General features: G+C 68.3%; 8 protein-coding genes and 4 pseudogenes. 6 read left to right on the top strand and 6 right to left on the bottom strand.

The genetic code is table 11. The features are described 5' to 3' along the window. Positions 1–6 precede the first annotated feature (6 nt). On the top strand, positions 7–726 hold the full coding sequence (locus tag H1D24_RS35065) for a heparin lyase I family protein (RefSeq protein ID WP_181661771.1): 720 nt from the start codon (positions 7–9) through the stop codon (positions 724–726). Positions 727–989: 263 nt separating this feature from the next. On the opposite strand, the gene H1D24_RS35060 is transcribed toward H1D24_RS35065, so the two are convergent. The 4 genes from H1D24_RS35060 to menD all read right to left on the bottom strand — a co-directional run bounded on the left by H1D24_RS35060 (position 990) and on the right by menD (position 6599). Next, on the bottom strand, positions 990–2153 hold the full coding sequence (locus H1D24_RS35060) for an isochorismate synthase (RefSeq protein ID WP_181661770.1): 1164 nt from the start codon (positions 2151–2153) through the stop codon (positions 990–992). Between the two features lie 315 nt (positions 2154–2468). Next, a complete protein-coding gene (locus H1D24_RS35055) occupies positions 2469–3695 on the bottom strand; it encodes an AMP-binding protein (protein WP_181661769.1) in 1227 nt (408 codons plus the stop codon). Between the two features lie 10 nt (positions 3696–3705). After that, positions 3706–4716, bottom strand: coding sequence for a 1,4-dihydroxy-2-naphthoyl-CoA synthase (locus tag H1D24_RS35050; protein ID WP_181661768.1), 1011 nt, complete (start codon positions 4714–4716; stop codon positions 3706–3708). A gap of 26 nt (positions 4717–4742) precedes the next feature. Continuing rightward, positions 4743–6599, bottom strand: a complete 1857-nt coding sequence (gene menD, locus H1D24_RS35045) for a 2-succinyl-5-enolpyruvyl-6-hydroxy-3-cyclohexene-1-carboxylic-acid synthase (RefSeq protein WP_181661767.1) — start codon at positions 6597–6599, stop codon at positions 4743–4745. Positions 6600–7762: 1163 nt separating this feature from the next. Here menD and H1D24_RS35040 point away from each other — a divergent pair. Beyond that, a complete protein-coding gene (locus H1D24_RS35040) occupies positions 7763–8815 on the top strand; it encodes an o-succinylbenzoate synthase (protein WP_181661766.1) in 1053 nt (350 codons plus the stop codon). A gap of 16 nt (positions 8816–8831) precedes the next feature. Here H1D24_RS35040 and H1D24_RS35035 read toward each other — a convergent pair. Continuing rightward, positions 8832–9719 (bottom strand): annotated as a pseudogene (locus H1D24_RS35035) (IS3 family transposase); the annotation flags it as partial. A gap of 328 nt (positions 9720–10047) precedes the next feature. Here H1D24_RS35035 and H1D24_RS35025 point away from each other — a divergent pair. Further along, positions 10048–10599: pseudogene (locus tag H1D24_RS35025) on the top strand (transposase); the annotation flags it as partial. 162 nt (positions 10600–10761) lie between these two features. Here the strand turns inward: H1D24_RS35025 and H1D24_RS35020 are convergent. After that, positions 10762–11835 (bottom strand): hypothetical protein, encoded by a 1074-nt coding sequence (locus H1D24_RS35020; protein ID WP_181661765.1) that lies wholly within the window; start codon positions 11833–11835, stop codon positions 10762–10764. Positions 11836–12274: 439 nt separating this feature from the next. Between H1D24_RS35020 and H1D24_RS35015 the strand changes: the two are divergent. The 3 genes and pseudogenes from H1D24_RS35015 to H1D24_RS35005 all read left to right on the top strand — a co-directional run. Beyond that, a pseudogene (locus H1D24_RS35015) lies at positions 12275–12660 on the top strand (monooxygenase); the annotation flags it as partial. A 411-nt stretch (positions 12661–13071) separates the two neighbouring features. Next, positions 13072–14145 (top strand): annotated as a pseudogene (locus H1D24_RS35010) (glycoside hydrolase family 62 protein); the annotation flags it as partial. Positions 14146–14334: 189 nt separating this feature from the next. Beyond that, positions 14335–15606, top strand: coding sequence for an extracellular solute-binding protein (locus H1D24_RS35005; RefSeq protein ID WP_181661763.1), 1272 nt, complete (start codon positions 14335–14337; stop codon positions 15604–15606). The last annotated feature ends 1 nt before the right edge of the window (position 15607 follow it).

Here is a 15607-nt window from a genome sequence, read left to right as displayed (position 1 = left end):
ATTGTCATGCGCATGCGCGCACGCGCTGCCGCGGCCCTCGCCGCAGCCTGGCTCGCCCTGACCGCCCATCCCGCACACGCCGCCCTGCTCTGGGACGGCGACGCCGCAGGCGGAACCGGCGTCTTCGGCAGCCTCGAATGCGCCGACCCCGGCAGCATCGAGGCGGTGACCAGCACGAGCGGCCACGGCACGATCTTCCGCTACACCAAGCCGGCGGGCTCCATCCGCTGCGAGTCCCGCGGCATCTCGGTCAACGGGTCGCGCTACTCCTTCTCAAGCGACTCCACGTACTACTTCGGCTGGGAGAGCCAGCCGTCGACCGTCAGCGGCGACTTCGTCGTCTGGCAGTGGAAGTCCTATCCGAACGCGGACCAGAACTACCCGCTGATCATGACGATCAAGGACGGCGCCGTCCGGCTCTTCTACGTGGCCCCCGGCGCCGGCAGCTGGACCCTGCTGTGGTCGCACACGATCGCGGCGGGCGAATGGAACAGCTACGCCGTCGGCATCCACACCTCCAGCTCCGAGTCGTCGGGCTGGGTCGAGCTGTACTTCAACGGCGCCCGGCAAACCCTGTCCGGCGGCACCCCCCGGTACACCGCCCGCACCTGGGACAGCGCCAACGAGCCCAAGTGGGGCGCCTACGACAGCGATGACGGCTCAACGGAGATCATCAACAGGATCGACAGCCTGAAAACGGGCACGTCCTACGCGGACGTCAGCTGAGGCCGTACTCGCGGTCGTCGACCACTGCGAGGGGCCTCGTCGACTGTGTCGTGGGTGACGAGGGGGTGCCCCTTGGCGGCATCCTCCACGAGTACGCGCATGCGGCCTGAGCAGCATGGATGAGGTATTCGGCAAGCGCAGCACCGGATCCGGCCCTCCAGCGGTACCACGGGGGGCCGACTTCCTGGCCTCTACGGCCCCGGGCGGCCGCTGCTGCAGAGATTGATGCGGCCGATGGACACGGAGGAAGTGACGTTCAAGCGTCACGCGTTCGCGACTTCTCGCACGGGCCGGCCGGAACCGGAAGACGCGGACGCCTCGAGAAGCGGCGTGATACCCAGCACTCGACGCATCGTTGCGAGCTTCGCCGTGGTCTCCGCGAACTCGACCCCCAAGCGGCTGCCTTTGACGATGCCGCCACCGGCCCGGAGGGTCAGGCGGCCGTGCCGTGCATCGAAGTCGAGGCCGCGCAGCGCCATGTAGAGCTCGCAGTCGCCGTTGCTGTCGAGCCAGCCGACGAGTCCGCCGTAGTAGCCACGTGGCGATTCGTTCCCTGTGATCAGTTGGAGCGATGCGCTTTGGGGGACGCCGCATACGGCCGGCGACGGATGCAGTGCCGACACGAGATCGGCGACGCGTACCCCGGGGCTGGTCAGGCGGCCACGGATGGGAGTTCCCAGGTGCCAGACGCTGGGCACATCGATCAGCTCGGGTTCGTGGGGGTGGTCCACAACGGTGCAGAACGGTGCCAGGCCCTTCAGCATGAACTCGACCAGGTGACGATGCTCGAGCAGGTACTTGTCGGTGAACAGTTCGGCATGGGCCCGCGCCGTGTCCTCCGGCGTGGGCAGCGACGGGTTCCGCGGGATGGTTCCGGCCAACGGGGTCATGGTGACGATGGCGCCGGTCTTCTTCACGAAGAGCTCCGGGCTTGCCCCCATGGTGTAGACACCGGGAGTCTCCAGGTGCTCTACGAGATAACTGTGGACCCGGGGGTACATGTCCACGATGCTCCCGTACAGCTGCAGCGGGTCGACGGGCTCGGTGGTGAAGAACCGTTCGGCTCGTGCCGCGACGATCTTCTCCAAGACGTTGTTCGGCGACCGGAGCATCGGCAGCACGTGATCGACCAGGCGTATGTAACCGGCGATCTCGGTGTCATTGAATATGACGTCGGGGACGAAGTGACTGCGCCGGGTCCGCCGCCCCGAGACGGCCGGTCGGCCGGTAACCCGCCGTCCCAGGTAGAACGATGAGGTCCCGGATTCCTGGTCGAACGGAACCGCGCCCGCGACTAGGTTTCCGTACGTTCCTTCGCGTACGGCGTTCTCCGCCTCGGACAGGCCGCTGAAGGTGGTCAGTGGGCCGTCGAGCCCGACGGAGCCGTTGGGGCCGTGGAGGAGGAATCGAGCCGGCGCGGCGATCAAGCGTCCCCGGGAGCGGCCTGTCCGTGGCCTCGCGTGGTCAGGCATGCGTCCGCTGCCGGCTCGGGTCAGTCCACGGCTCATGGTCGGTGTGTCCTTTCCTGTTGCCGCCGTAGAAACGCCTGGGTCCGCAATCGCCAGGAGACGGCCGTTGCCGGCGTGGACGTCGACGCCGTCGAACGCCCTTCCACGGCCGTGGCGGTGGCGCGGGCATCGTCAGATCGTTGGGCGTGCCGTCGGCGTCCGCTCTGTGTCGTCCCATGGGGCTCATGCCGATCCGGTTGCGGGCGGAGGTGTCAAGGACACCGCCAGAACACGTCAACTGCCATGTCTGCCTTGCCTGCTGTGAATACGGCTGCACATACTGCGATGAGCACTGCCGCGAGCACCTGCGCTGCCCACGGCGGCCCTCAGCCGCTCACGGACCTCCGACCGGTCGATCTTCGAATTCGGCAGCAGGGGAACGTCGTCGCTGAAGACGATCTTCTTCAAGATCGCCGCTCCACCCAGCTGCCCGCGTATCCGGTCCCGGAGCGATTCGGTGTGCCGGGTCGTCCCCGCGCGCGGGACGACGTAGGCGCAGACGATTTCGCCCCACTCGTGGTCGGGAAGCCCCATGACCACGGCGCTGTCCACCCAGTCGACGCCGAGCAGGCTCCGCTCCACGGCTTCTGCGGAGACCTTGACCCCACCGGTGTTGATGAGGTCGTCGGCCCGGCCAAGTGGGATCAGGTGGCCGTCGCCGCCCCAGCGGCCTCGGTCGGAGGTCCGGAACCAGCGCCGGCCACCGTCGGTGTAAAACCTGGCCGATTCCTCGCCGACCGCACCGAGATAGCCGCTCGCCACCGTGTCACCGCCGACATGGACGATGCCGTCCACGATGCGCACCCGCACCCCGTCGAGCGGCTGTCCGTCATAGACGCATCCGCCGCCGGTCTCCGTCATGCCGTACGTCACCACGACATCCGTGACCTCACGCAGACGCGCGGCCGTGTCGTGGTCGAGGGGTGCCCCGCCGACCAGGACCTTGTCGAAGTCCGCCAGGGCGGCCCTGGCATCGGCGTCCGCGAGCAGGCGCTTGACCTGGGTGGGGACCAGCGCCGTGTACCGTCGGCCGGACCCCATGCGGCGGGCGGCCGCCGCGAAGCCGGCGGCGTCGAACCGGCCGCTGTCGAGCGGCGTCACGCGCGCCCCGCCGATGACGGCGCGGGAGACGACCTGGAACCCGGCCACGAATCCGGCCGGCAGGCACAGCAGCCAACTTCCGTCGCCGCCGAGCCGGTTCAGCGATGCCGAACAGGAGGCCAGCAGCGCACTCCGCGGGATGACCGTCCGCTTCGGAACGCCGGTCGAACCCGAGGTCGACAGCACCACTCCGGTGCCGTCCGGGACGGTCCCGGCGAGGTCCCTGGCCTGAGCGGCGCTCGTGACCGGGGCGATCGCGTGACCGCCGTCGTACATGTCCTCGGTCGAGCGCAGGAGGACGTCGACGGCCCGGGCGGGGTCCTCGGGCAGTACGACGGGCCGCAGGGGGATGCCGGACACAGCCCCTCCCTCAGAAGTAGTAGGGATGGCCGGACCAGTCGGGAGCACGCTTCTCCAGGAAGGCGTCGCGTCCTTCGACGGCCTCGTCCGTCATATAGGCCAGGCGGGTCGTCTCCCCGGCGAAGACCTGCTGCCCGGCGATCCCGTCGTCGGGGAGGTTGAAGGCGAACTTCAGCATCCGGGTCGCCTGCGGGGACTGGGCCGTTACGTCACGGCAGTACTCGATCGCCGTACGCTCCAGCTCCGCGTGGGGGACGACCTCGTTGACCGCTCCCATCGCGTGCATGCGATCGGCGTCGATCTCGCGGGCGAGGAAGAAGATCTCGCGGGCGAACTTCTGGCCCACCTGTCGGGCCAGCAGCGCGGACCCGTAGCCGGCGTCGAATGAGCCCACCGTGGCGTCCGTCTGCTTGAACCTGCCGAACTCGCGGGAGGCGATGGTGAGATCGCAGACGACGTGCAGCGAATGCCCGCCGCCGGCCGCCCAGCCGGACACGGCGGCGATGACGACCTTGGGCATGGTGCGGATCAGGCGCTGCACCTCCAGGATGTGCAGCCGGCCGGCGCGAGCCGGGTCGATGTCCGCCGCGGTGTCGCCGTCTGCGTAGCGGTAGCCGTCGCGGCCTCGGACGCGCTGATCGCCTCCCGAGCAGAACGCCCAGCCGCCGTCCTTGCGCGAGGGGCCGTTGCCGGTCAGGATGACCGCACCGACATCCGAGGACATCCGGGCGTGGTCCAACGTGCGGTACAGCTCGTCGACCGTCCCGGGGCGGAACGCGTTGCGCACCTCCGGACGGTCGAAGGCGATCCGCACCCACGGAAGGTCCCGTACGACATTGCCGTCGGCGTCGCGTTCGACACCGCGGTGGTACGTCGTGTCCCGCAGGTCGTCGAAGTCCTCGACTTTCCGCCAGCACGTGGGATCGAACGGGTTGGCGGCCGGGTTGGCGCTGCGGTTGCCGACGGGGTCGGCGGTGATCGGATAGGCCGCGGTTGATGAGGCTGGTATCTCAAGGGTCATGTCCGTACTCCCGTTGATTGGCTCGTTCACTGGCCGACCAGGACGGGCGCACCGGCCGCGTCCGCCGTGACGAGCCGCCCAGCCGGGGAGAAGGTGGGGGCGAGCACGGCGTCGACACGTTGTCGTGCCGCCGCGTGGACGTTGCGCAACGTCGTGCGGGCGACGGGGACTTCGAGCACGCACGGCCTCTTCGCGTGACGAGCCGCCGACAGCGCGGTGCCGAGTTCGTCGGTGTCCACGGTGCGGTGGGAGACCGAGTAGGCGTGGCACAGGGCTTCGAAGTCGACGTTCTGCGGAGTGCCGTAGATCCGCTCGAAGGTGTCGGCGTAGGGGTCCGTCTTGTATGTGGGGTGTCCCTGCTCCAGTACCTCGAAGATGCCGCCGCCCGCGTCGTTCGAGACGACGACGATCAGGTTGTCCGGCACTCGCTCCAGAACGCCGGCCTGCAGACCGGACGCGTCGTAGGCGAAGGTGAGATCGCCCACCAGTGCGACGACAGTGCGGTCGGGTACGGCCAGTGCGGACCCCACGGCCCCGCTGACGTTGCCGTCGATGCCGGCGACACCGCGGTTCGACAGCACCTGGACCCCGGAGGGCACGGATCCCGTCAACGACACGTCCCTGACCGGATTCGATGCCCCGAGCCAGAGCAGATCACCGGGTTCGAGTGCGTCGAGCACCGCTCTCGCGACGTCCAGACCGGTGCGCGGGCGGCCGCCGTCGCGCAGGACGTCCGACCACGTACGCCGCAGGACCCGGTCGACCCGCGCGAGCTCCTCCGTCCACGACGCGGTCACCTCACCGGTGAACTCCGGGTGCGCGGTGAGCACGTCGATGTGCGGAGCGGCATAGATCCAGTCGTCATCGCCGCCGCCGACGAGAACGGCGGTGACGTCGGTGCGCGCCAGCAGCCGCCCCACGTTCCGGTGCAGCGTCGGACGGCCGCAGACCACGACCTGTTCCGGCCGTACGTGGTCCAGCACCCAGGGATGCAGGGACGTACGCCCGCCGGTGTCGACGGTCGGCTCGGCGACGCAGGGTATGGTCTCGGGAACGGCCGTGACGTCCGCCCCGTCGCCTGCGACGACGACCGTCGGGCGCCGGAGATCGATCTCGTACGGTGTCACGGGCCCGTGGCTCCGGGACGTGGTCCGGATCCACGGCCGCCCTTCCGTACGGCCGGCCGGGAAGGGCACGTTGCGGTTCTCGGGCGGGAGTCCGGACGGCAGCGGCACATCGATCTGCACGGGTCCGGGCCGCCCCTGGAGCCGTCCGGACCCGATGCCCAGGGCGTGGCAGATCTGCGAACGTACGACGCCGTTCGTGTCCGGAGTCAGTTCCGCCCCGACCTGTACGTGCTGGACATGACGCACCTGCGAGGTGAGCAGCTGGGTCTGCTCGACGGTCTGCGAGGCCCCCGTGCCGAGGACGGCGAGCGGGCGGTTCGCCGTCACGAGAACGATGGGGATCCGGGAGTAGTTGGCCTCCGTCACGGCGGGCAGCAAATTCGCCACCGCCGTACCGGAGGTCGTCACGACCGCGACCGGAACACCCGTCGCCTTCGTCATGCCGAGCGCGAGAAAGGCTGCGGACCGCTCGTCCAGCCGCACGTGGAGGCTGATGTCACCCGCGTCGGCCAGCCGGGTGAGTTCGAATCCGAGGGGGCCGTTCCTCGAACCGGGGCAGTAGACGAACGTCTCGACCCCGCCCCGGACGAGCTCGTCGACGACGATCGCCGAGATCACGGACGGCACCGATCCCGGCGCGGCGGGATGCAGTTCAGGCTGAGCGGCCGACGGAAGGGGCTGCTGAGCCGACTGGGGGTTGGACTGCGACTTCAGCGGCGCTGTGGCCTGCGAGTTCACCTGCGACTGCGAGTTCATTGGTCTCCAGACACTGGCCGATCTCCGTGCTCGCCGCCTGCGCGTCGTGGTCGTCGAAACGGGCCCAAGGCCAATGGCCGACGACGTCGGAGGACGGAGTGGTGACGTACACGCCGGGCGGCAGCGGCGGGCGTTGAGCTTGCCACCGAGGCGCCTGACTGCCGAGCTGCCTGCGGAGGGGACGGCCCAGTAGGCCCCGGGTTCGAGCCAGGCCGGCACGGAACGCCGTCTGTTGCCGACCACACCAGCGGTCCTGGCGGCCAGTTCTGGCCCGGGTCCCGTGCAGCGGCATGCGCGCACCGAAGAAGTCGGCGTCGGCCCAGTCGGGTGTCCCGTGACCCGGCCTAGGGGCCGACGGACCTGGATGAAGGCGGTCCGGTGCAGCTCCGGCCCAGCAACCGGCCGGGCCTGAGCGGTCGCCGCCCGCGGGCGCTCCTGGTCCCCGCGGCCCTCCCACCGGTCGGTGGTTTCCTCGGCGGCCCCCAGTTCGTCGGCCACCTCCGGTCTCCGTAGCCCGTCGTACCGCGCCACCGCCTCAGGCACACCGACCGCCCGGCGCAACTCGGCGGCCTGCTTGAACGTGTCCTCCAACGCGTTCGCCCATCAAGGCGAATTTCGCACTTTCCCGCTGCCGCCCTGTTGAATTGAATAAGCCCACTATCCACGCCGCAGTTCAACGCCACAACTCGAGCACCGGAATTGGAGTCCTAATGGGTGCGGGGCCCGCTGTACAGGTCCCACCCGTATGTCTCTGTCCATACTCGTGCTGATCCTGGTTGGCGATCGTGGGACTCAGCGCCGTCTTGCCGGCGCACTTCCGCCCCACGCTCGCGAGCCCAATCCAGGCCGTCACAGGCGCAGTAGGCGCCATGGTCGCTGTCCTGGCCGTCCTGCCGCCTTCATCCGATGACCAGGGTTCTGGGAGCTGTAGACACCAAGCTCGGCGAGAGCCTGATACCGAACATCTATTCCTTGAAAATATGGGTCGAGGAGAATATAGCGGAGGTATTGCGCGTCGCGCGTTGTACGGAAGTAACTGAGCGGATCGCGGCCGGACAAGGGCCGGACGCCGGCCTGCGCAACAGTCCGGGTACTCCTGGCCCGGGGCGCAGCACCAGAAGAAACATCCCCGCCACGCGCCGAGGAGAGGCCACCACAACCCGATGAACGACGCCACCCGCATCGCCGCCGTACACGTCTACGCCATTCCGATGCGCACCCCGTTCCGAGGCATCACTGTCCGCGAAGGCATGCTTGTGCACGGCCCTCTCGGATGGGGCGAATTCTGTCCCTTCACGGAGTACGACGATCATGAAGCGGCATCGTGGCTGAGCACCGCCGTCGAGCAGACCACTCTCGGCTGGCCCGCACCGGTCCGGGACCGTATCCCGATCAACGCCACGGTACCGGCGGTTGCCCCGGAGTGCGCCTTCGAGATCGTCGCGCACTCCGGATGCCGTACCGCGAAGGTCAAGGTGGCCGACCACCCGGACTCACTGGCCGAGGACCTAGCCCGGGTGGAAGCCGTCCGCTCGGCCCTCGGACCCGGCGGGAACATCCGCGTCGACGCCAACGGCCGCTGGGACGTCGACACTGCCGTCACCCGCATCAGACGGATTGACCGCGCCGCCGGCGGACTGGAGTACGTCGAACAGCCTTGCCGTACTGTCGACGAGCTGGCCACCGTACGCCGCAGGGTCGAGGTGCGGATCGCCGCCGACGAGTCCATCCGCCGGGCCGACGACCCGCTGAAGGTGGCCGTCGCCGGTGCCGCCGACATCGCGGTGATCAAGTGCACCCCGCTCGGCGGCGTGCGCCGCGCCCTGCGGGTCGCCGAGGCCGCCGGACTGCCCTGTGTTGTGTCATCCGCGCTGGAGACCAGCGTCGGCCTCGCCGCCCAGCTCGCCCTCGCCGGAGCCCTGCCGGAACTCGACTTCGCCTGCGGGCTCGGGACGGTGGGTCTGCTCGACGGCGACACCGTGCCCGCGGGTGACGCGTTCCGGCCCGTGGACGGCTGCCTGCCGGTGCCGCGCACACCGCCTGCGCCCGATCCGGCGTTGCTCGATGAATTTCGGCTCGCGGACCCAGGACGGGCGGCTTGGTGGCACGACCGCCTGGCCCGAGTGGCGGACGAACTGGGGCGGGCGCCGCTGATGCCGCCACGACCCGGCGTTCTACTATCGGCCCAGGAAGCCGGTGTTGCGACGACCGGTTGAGTCCGAGCTGACAGCCGTGGTCGGCGTGGTGCACGAGTGTGCCGGGCTCGACCTCTCGGGAGGCGAGCGCGTATTCGAGCGTGGTGAGGACCAGGTCGGCGTCCGCGCGGGCGGAGGTCTCCCAGGCCACCACCCGACGTGAGAACGCGTCCCGGATCGCGGACAGCCACAAGGGCCTCTCACCGGTCGCAATCATCGTCAGGTCGGTGACCCACAGCCGGTTCGGTGCGGGCGCGGTGAAGTCCCGCTCGACCAGGTTCGGGGCGAGTGTGGCCGTGGGATCGCGGCGCGTGAAGCCGCCCCGCCGCGGGCTGATCCCCGAGATCTCGGCCTCGCGCATCAGGCGCTCGACCCGTTTGCGGCCCACCCGGACGCCCTCGCGCCGGAGGACGGCATGCACGCGCGGCGAGCCGTAGATCCCGCCCGACTCCGCGTGGATCCGCTGGATCTGCTCGGTGAGTTCCACGTCCCGGCGCACGCGCTCGCACGGCTCGCGCTCGGCACGACGCCAGCGGTAGTAGGTGGAGGAGGCGATGTGCAGTTCCCGGAGTACGCACTCGACCCCCAGGTTGGGGTGCTCGTCAACGAGCGCCGTCACCTGGGCCGGGTCGGGTCGAGCTGCGCCGCGAAAAAAAGCCGAGGCCGTCCGCAGCACCTCGTTCGCCCGCTTGAGCTGGGCGTTCTCCTTACGCAGCGCGGCAAGCTCGGCTCGCTCGTCGGTGGTCAGCCGGTCGTCGCGTTCGCCGGCGTCCGCCTCGGCCTGGCGGATCCAGCCGCGCGGCGCCTCGGGGTGCACGCCGAGGTCGACGGCGAGCTTCTCGATCTGCGGCTTCGGGTCGGAGGTCCGGTACATCCGCACCGCACGCTCGCGCAACTCCAACGAGTACTTCCTGGGGGCAGTCATGGTCGATGTTCCTCTCATGAGTCCTATCTGACCCTCTGTCAACTCACTCCGCATCTCGGCGGAAGCTCACCTCGATGTCGGGCAGGGCCAGCGGTCTGACCCAGGCGTCGAGATCGGCGGCGAGGTTCGCGGCGAGCATCCAGCCGCGGTTGATACCTCCCACGAGGCGGACGGCAGATTGTTCAGTCCCATGGCTTTGTTGGTGCGGACCCGGTCCTCCACCCCGGCGTGCGAGCGGTGCCGTACGTCCAGGAACTGGCTGTGGCCCGAGCCGGCGATGCCCCACATGTGACGGGTGTTGGTGGCGGTGATGCAGTAGCGTCAGCCGGTGGAGGCTGCTGAGCGCCAGCAGACCAGCGTGTTCGGGGAGAAGCCGACAGCGCAGCTGGTGCACACCCTGGCGAAGGAGGTGATGCGCCTCAACGGGCAGATCGCCGACAGCGACAAGCTCATCGAGGCCCGGTTTCGCGAACACGGGGACGCGAAGGTGATCACAAGTATGCCCGGCATCGGGCCGCTGCTCGGTGCCGAGTTCCTCGCCTCCACAGGCGGAGACAAGACCATATTTGGCACCTCCGACCGCCTGGCGGGCTTCGCCGGCGTGGCCCCGGCCCCACGTGACTCCGGCCGGATCAGCGGCAACCTGCACCGGCCCAAGCGATACAGCAGAGGACTCCAACGCGTCTTCTACACCTCGGCGTTGATCAGCATCCGCTGCTGTGACGAGTCGCGCCGCTTTTACGACCGCAAACGCGCTGAGGGTAAACGGGATACCCAGGCAGTGCTCGCGCTCGCCCGACGCCGAGTCAACGTGCTGTGGGCACTGCTCCGTGACGGACGGTGCTACGGGGCGGCACCACCCGTCACAGCAGTCGCTTGAGAAAAAGATTAGTAATCGTCACCGGCGTAGCCGGATGACGTGGTGAGTGGGATCGGTCGAAGCTGTCTGGTCGGCACAAGCGAGGCAAGCAGCCTGTCACACACCCTCATGCGGCAGCATTCATGTCACCGGCTACGGAGGGTGTGTGACGGGCCCGATGGCTCATTGGATCAGGTCGGTGTGCGGATGCTCGGGGGAGGTCGGGCAGACGTAGAGCTGCATGTTGTCGGTGCTGCCCACTTCGACCGCAGTCGGCTGCGAGGGGTCTTGGCCAGCGTAATGGGCGGCGTAGGCGGCGGCCTGGTCTTCGCACGGCGCCCAGCTGCGTCCCTCACCACCGTCCCATTCGAAGGAAGCGATGGTCAGCAGCGGGACCATCTGCACATCGCAGACAGTGCAGTATCGGCGATACGGGTCGGTGCGACCCCACGGGGGCCAGCCGCCGACCTTCCAGCCGGGAGCGTCAGCCAACTCGCAGTCATAGAAGTCCCGCGGATAGTCCCCGTAGGCGCTGTCCACGCCGACGCCGGCTGCCTGCCATCTGCTCCGGTCCTCCACCATCAGCCGCATCTCCGAGCTCAGATCGAGGCTGTCGGGGTACTCGGTGATCGCTTCTGGTGCCAGCACGCACGGCTCCGGCACATAGCCCGGATAGTTCGCCTCGTACGGTTCCGGCGGTGTGGCGAGGATGTCGACGACCGCGGCGGCGGACCGCCAGAACAGCGCGGTCGACGGCTTGTAATCCGGTTCGTGGTCGTAGGGGCACCAGAGAATCTGGAGCAGATCGGCCTGGCCGGGCGGCCGCAACAGGGGTATGTCGCGCAGATACAGCTGAGCCACGGGCAGCATGGGGACCGGGCAGTCCGCAGGCCACGGAGGGCTGGCGTCGAGTCGCTCCGCGAGCCTCGCGGTGCTCCGTTCCTTGAGCGCCTCCTCCTCGGGCGTCAGCTCGAAATCACCGGAATCAGGGTGCCACCGGGCCTGCATGCGTCTCTCAAGCCGCACTATGGCCGGCGACTGGCGGAACCCACTGTCACGGTGCAGGTGCGAGCTTTCGCAGTGCGGCCACGGCTCCTCGGCCGGCCACAGCAACGGCCCCCCGACCGAGCTCTCCCTGACCGAAGGCGCCCCCGGGCGGGGATGCAGCCGAATCGCAGGACGCGCCAAAGAAGCCAGCTCAGGAAAGACCGCGGTCACATCTACAGGCCGCGGCGGAGTCGTACGTACAAAGACCATGCCGGTGATCCTGCCACCAGCCACCGACAGTCCCCTGCCCCCTCAATCGGCGTCGTTGGCGTCGGTGCTCAGCTGGTCAAGTCCAACGCACGCAGACTGGGCCACGGTGACAGCAAGCCCGCCTGTGTGACACCTATCGTGCTTCGGCTCAGCCACACGAACATCACACCACATGAGACGACCTCTCAGTTGGGTGCCGTTCAGCGTGCCGGAGTGGAGTCTTCGGGAAATTACGGAGCGGCCCTGTCCCGATATCTGCTGTCGCAAGGCATCGAGGTCTTTGAGGCACCAGGACCTGGGCATGCGGCTCGCCGCCGACTTGCTAAGTCAGACCGGGGCGATGCTGATTGCTGCCCGCGCCGTGCTCAGTGGCCGTGCGCATGCGCCGACGAAAGCGGGAAGCGGCCCCGCGGAGATCGCGCGTCTATACATTGTGGTCATCGCCGCGATCAGCGCGGTCGCCCTGCGCGACGCGCTGACGGACCGGCATCGGGCGCCGACGACCCGTCGCGTGCAGCGGGCGCTCCTGGCCCCTCACGCCAGGCCTGGGACATCTCGACCGGGGTGGACAAGGCGATGCCCAGGGCGACCGGGGACGCGGTCATCACCCGGGCCATGGACCGGCCCGTCGGCTGGTATCTGCGCCGCGTCCAGGAACGCTACCCGGGCGACCCCGTGGTGGGCCGCGCCTTCCGTTCCGTACTGACGCTCACGGCACCGGTCACCGCACTGTTCGCCCCGAAGGTAGTGCGGGCCGTGCTGCTCGGTCCTGTGCAGGCGACGCCCGCCGAGCCTCCGATGGCGCGGGAAGACACGGGCACCTGAAGCGGTGCCACTCACCGCTTGTTCTGCGAGCCTTCGGCGAAACAACTCGCCGAAGGCTCGCGCCACTTCGTGCGCGATGTCTTGACGCTGATCAGGGCCGTACCTAGAGTCCCGGCCCGTAACGATCGGAAAATACACCGAAAGTTTCCAGGCAGCCGTCGGTACGTTGCGGCGGTGTCCAGCCTGGAATGAAGCAGTGACGTTCTAACTCGCCCAGCCCGTTTTCCATCCGCTCGTTTGAACGGCGTTCGGAATGTCGAACGTTTGATGATCTAGAACTCGACGATCCATGCAGGAGCCGCAATGCGATCAGAGGGACGTTTCAGACTCCAGTCCGTCTTCCTGAACAGCGCTTCGCCCGCCGCCGGACCTCCGCCGCGGTCGCGGCGGGTCACCCGCACCGGCAGGCGCTGGCGCGCGGCACTGGCCGCCATGGCGCTGACGTTCGCCGGGCTCGCGGCCGGAGCCACCTCCACGGCGGCCGCCGACCCCTCGGGCAGCGGCGTCTCGGAGACCGCGAACCACATTCCGTCCACCTTCCAGTGGTCCTCCAGTGGACCGCTGATCAGCGCCAAGTCCGACGCCACCCACGACATCGCCGCCGTCAAGGACCCGACGGTGGTCCGCCACAACGGAAAGTGGCTGGTCTATGCGACCACGGCGCTCCGCTCCGGCGGCTGGAACCTGATGTACACCAGTTTCGAGGACTGGTCCGAGGCCGACTCCGCCCCGCACTACTACCTCGACCAGTCGGCGATCGGTCCCGGCTACCGCGCCGCGCCGCAGGTGTTCTACTTCGCCCCGCAGAAGAAGTGGTACCTCGTCTACCAGACCGGTCTGCCTTCGTTCTCCACCACTGACGACCCGACCAAGCCCGATTCCTGGTCAGCGCCGCGCAACTTCCAGGAGGAGATGCCGGACATCATCAAGGAGAACATCGGCAACGGCTTCTGGCTCGACTTCTGGGTCACCTGCGACACCGCCAAGTGCTATCTGTTCTCCTCCGACGACAACGGTCACCTGTACCGGTCGGAGACGACCGTGGCCGACTTCCCGAACGGCTTCGGAAACACCCAGATCGCCCTGCAGGACTCCAAGTTCGACCTGTTCGAGGCCGCCAACGTCTACAAGATCAAGGGCACCGACGACTACCTGCTGCTCGTCGAGGCGATCGGCAGCGACGGCCGCCGCTACTTCCGCTCCTGGACGTCCGACAGCATCGACGGCAAGTGGACGCCGCTCGCCGCGAGCGAGGACAACCCGTTCGCCCGCTCCAACAACGTCACCTTCCCCGACGGTGCCTGGACCAAGGACATCAGCCACGGCGAGATGATCCGCTCGGGCGTCGACCAGACCATGGAGATCGACCCGGGCCGGCTCCGGTACCTGTACCAGGGCATGGACCCGTCCGCGAGCGGGGACTACAACCAACTCCCCTGGAAGCTCGGGCTGTTGACGGAGACGACCGCATACGGGAGGGACTGAGCGGATCGTCACGGCCGGCGTCGCAACCACGGCGCCGGCCGCCTGCCCACCCTCTGGCAGACGACAGAACCACGCCTAGGGCGCAGGCACTTCACTTTTCGACGCGTCACCGAAAATTTCCACGAACACCGGCTTCTCCGATGCCCCGCCGCCGGACCCTGACCGTCCCCCTTGGGAGGAAAGATCGCCGTGAAGTTCCGTTTCGCCGCACCCGTCGCGCTCGCCGTGGCCCTCACGCTCGCCGCCGCCGGCTGCTCCGGCGGCCCCACCACCGCCGCGGGCGACGACAAGTCCTTCGAGTTCTGGTCCTTCACCGGCATCGACCAGAAGGCGGCCGTCCAGGAGTACCGCAAGGAGCATCCGGACGTCCGCGTGAAGCTGACGGAGGTGGGTTCCTCGACGGAGACCGCCCAGGCGCTGACCACGGCGCTGGCCGGAGGCAAGGTCCCGGATCTCGTCCTGATCCAGGGCGACGACCTGCCCAAGTTCGTCCAGCAACCGCAGAACTTCCACGACCTGCGGGAGTTCGGAGCCGACAAGGTCAAGGGCGACTACCTGGACTGGGTGATGAGCCAGAGCACCACCGAGGACGGCCAGATCATCGGTGTCCCGACCGACGTCGGCGGCATGGCCGTCGCCTACCGCAAGGATCTGTTCGCCGAAGCCGGCCTGCCCACCGACCGCGAGGCCGTCAGCAAGCTCTGGCCCGACTGGGACGCGTTCATCGAGACCGGCAAGAAGTACACCAAGGCCACGGGAAAGCCGTTCGTCGACAACGCGCCGACGAGCGTCTTCTACCAGGCGGTCAACCAGGTTTCCGAGAAGTACTACGACAACGACGACCACAGCCCCATCTACGCCAAGAACCCGCAGGTCAAGGAGGCGTTCGACACGACGCTGAAGGCCATCGAGGCGGGCATCACGGCCAAGCAGAGCTCCTTCTCCAACGGTTGGAGCGCAGGCATGGCACGGGGCAAGTACGCCGTCGTCGCGGCACCCTCCTGGATGCTCAACTCGATACGTACCACCGCACCGGGCACGAAGGGCAAGTGGGACATCGCGACGATCCCCGGCGGCAACGGCAACTGGGGCGGCAGCTATCTGGCGATCCCGCGTAACGCCAAGAACCCCAAGGCCGCCTGGAACTACATCAAGGCGACCCAGTCCCCGAAGGGACAGCTCCAGCACTTCCTCGACTCGGGCTCCCTGCCGACCACTCCCTCCGTCTACGAGGACGCGCGCCTGACGTCGATGAAGGACGAGTTCTTCTCCGGAGCTCCGACGGGTCAGATCTACACCAAGTCGCTGCTCGGCCTTGAGCCCTTCTACATCGGGCCGGACAGCGCGATCATCGGGCAGGAGTTCCTGAACGCCCTCACCGACGTCGAGCAGGGCAAAGGCGACCCCGCGAAGGCGTGGGACACCGCGGTGAAGAACATCAAGACCGCCATCGGGCAGTAGT

Source organism: Streptomyces himalayensis subsp. himalayensis (assembly GCF_013778455.1).
Taxonomy (GTDB): Bacteria; Actinomycetota; Actinomycetes; order Streptomycetales; family Streptomycetaceae; genus Streptomyces; species Streptomyces himalayensis.
The sequence above is the reverse complement of the archived record's forward strand: the minus strand, read 5'-3'. Positions and strand labels throughout refer to the sequence as shown.

What these genes read in the sequence shown, in the direction of transcription:
- menD (WP_181661767.1), bottom strand. Translation starts at nt 6,599, where the DNA reads ATGAACTCGCAGTCGCAGGTGAACTCGCAGGCCACAGCGCCGCTGAAG.
- H1D24_RS35050 (WP_181661768.1), bottom strand. Translation starts at nt 4,716, where the DNA reads ATGACCCTTGAGATACCAGCCTCATCAACCGCGGCCTATCCGATCACC.
- H1D24_RS35020 (WP_181661765.1), bottom strand. Translation starts at nt 11,835, where the DNA reads ATGGTCTTTGTACGTACGACTCCGCCGCGGCCTGTAGATGTGACCGCG.
- H1D24_RS35065 (WP_181661771.1), top strand. Translation starts at nt 7, where the DNA reads ATGCGCATGCGCGCACGCGCTGCCGCGGCCCTCGCCGCAGCCTGGCTC.
- H1D24_RS35040 (WP_181661766.1), top strand. Translation starts at nt 7,763, where the DNA reads ATGAACGACGCCACCCGCATCGCCGCCGTACACGTCTACGCCATTCCG.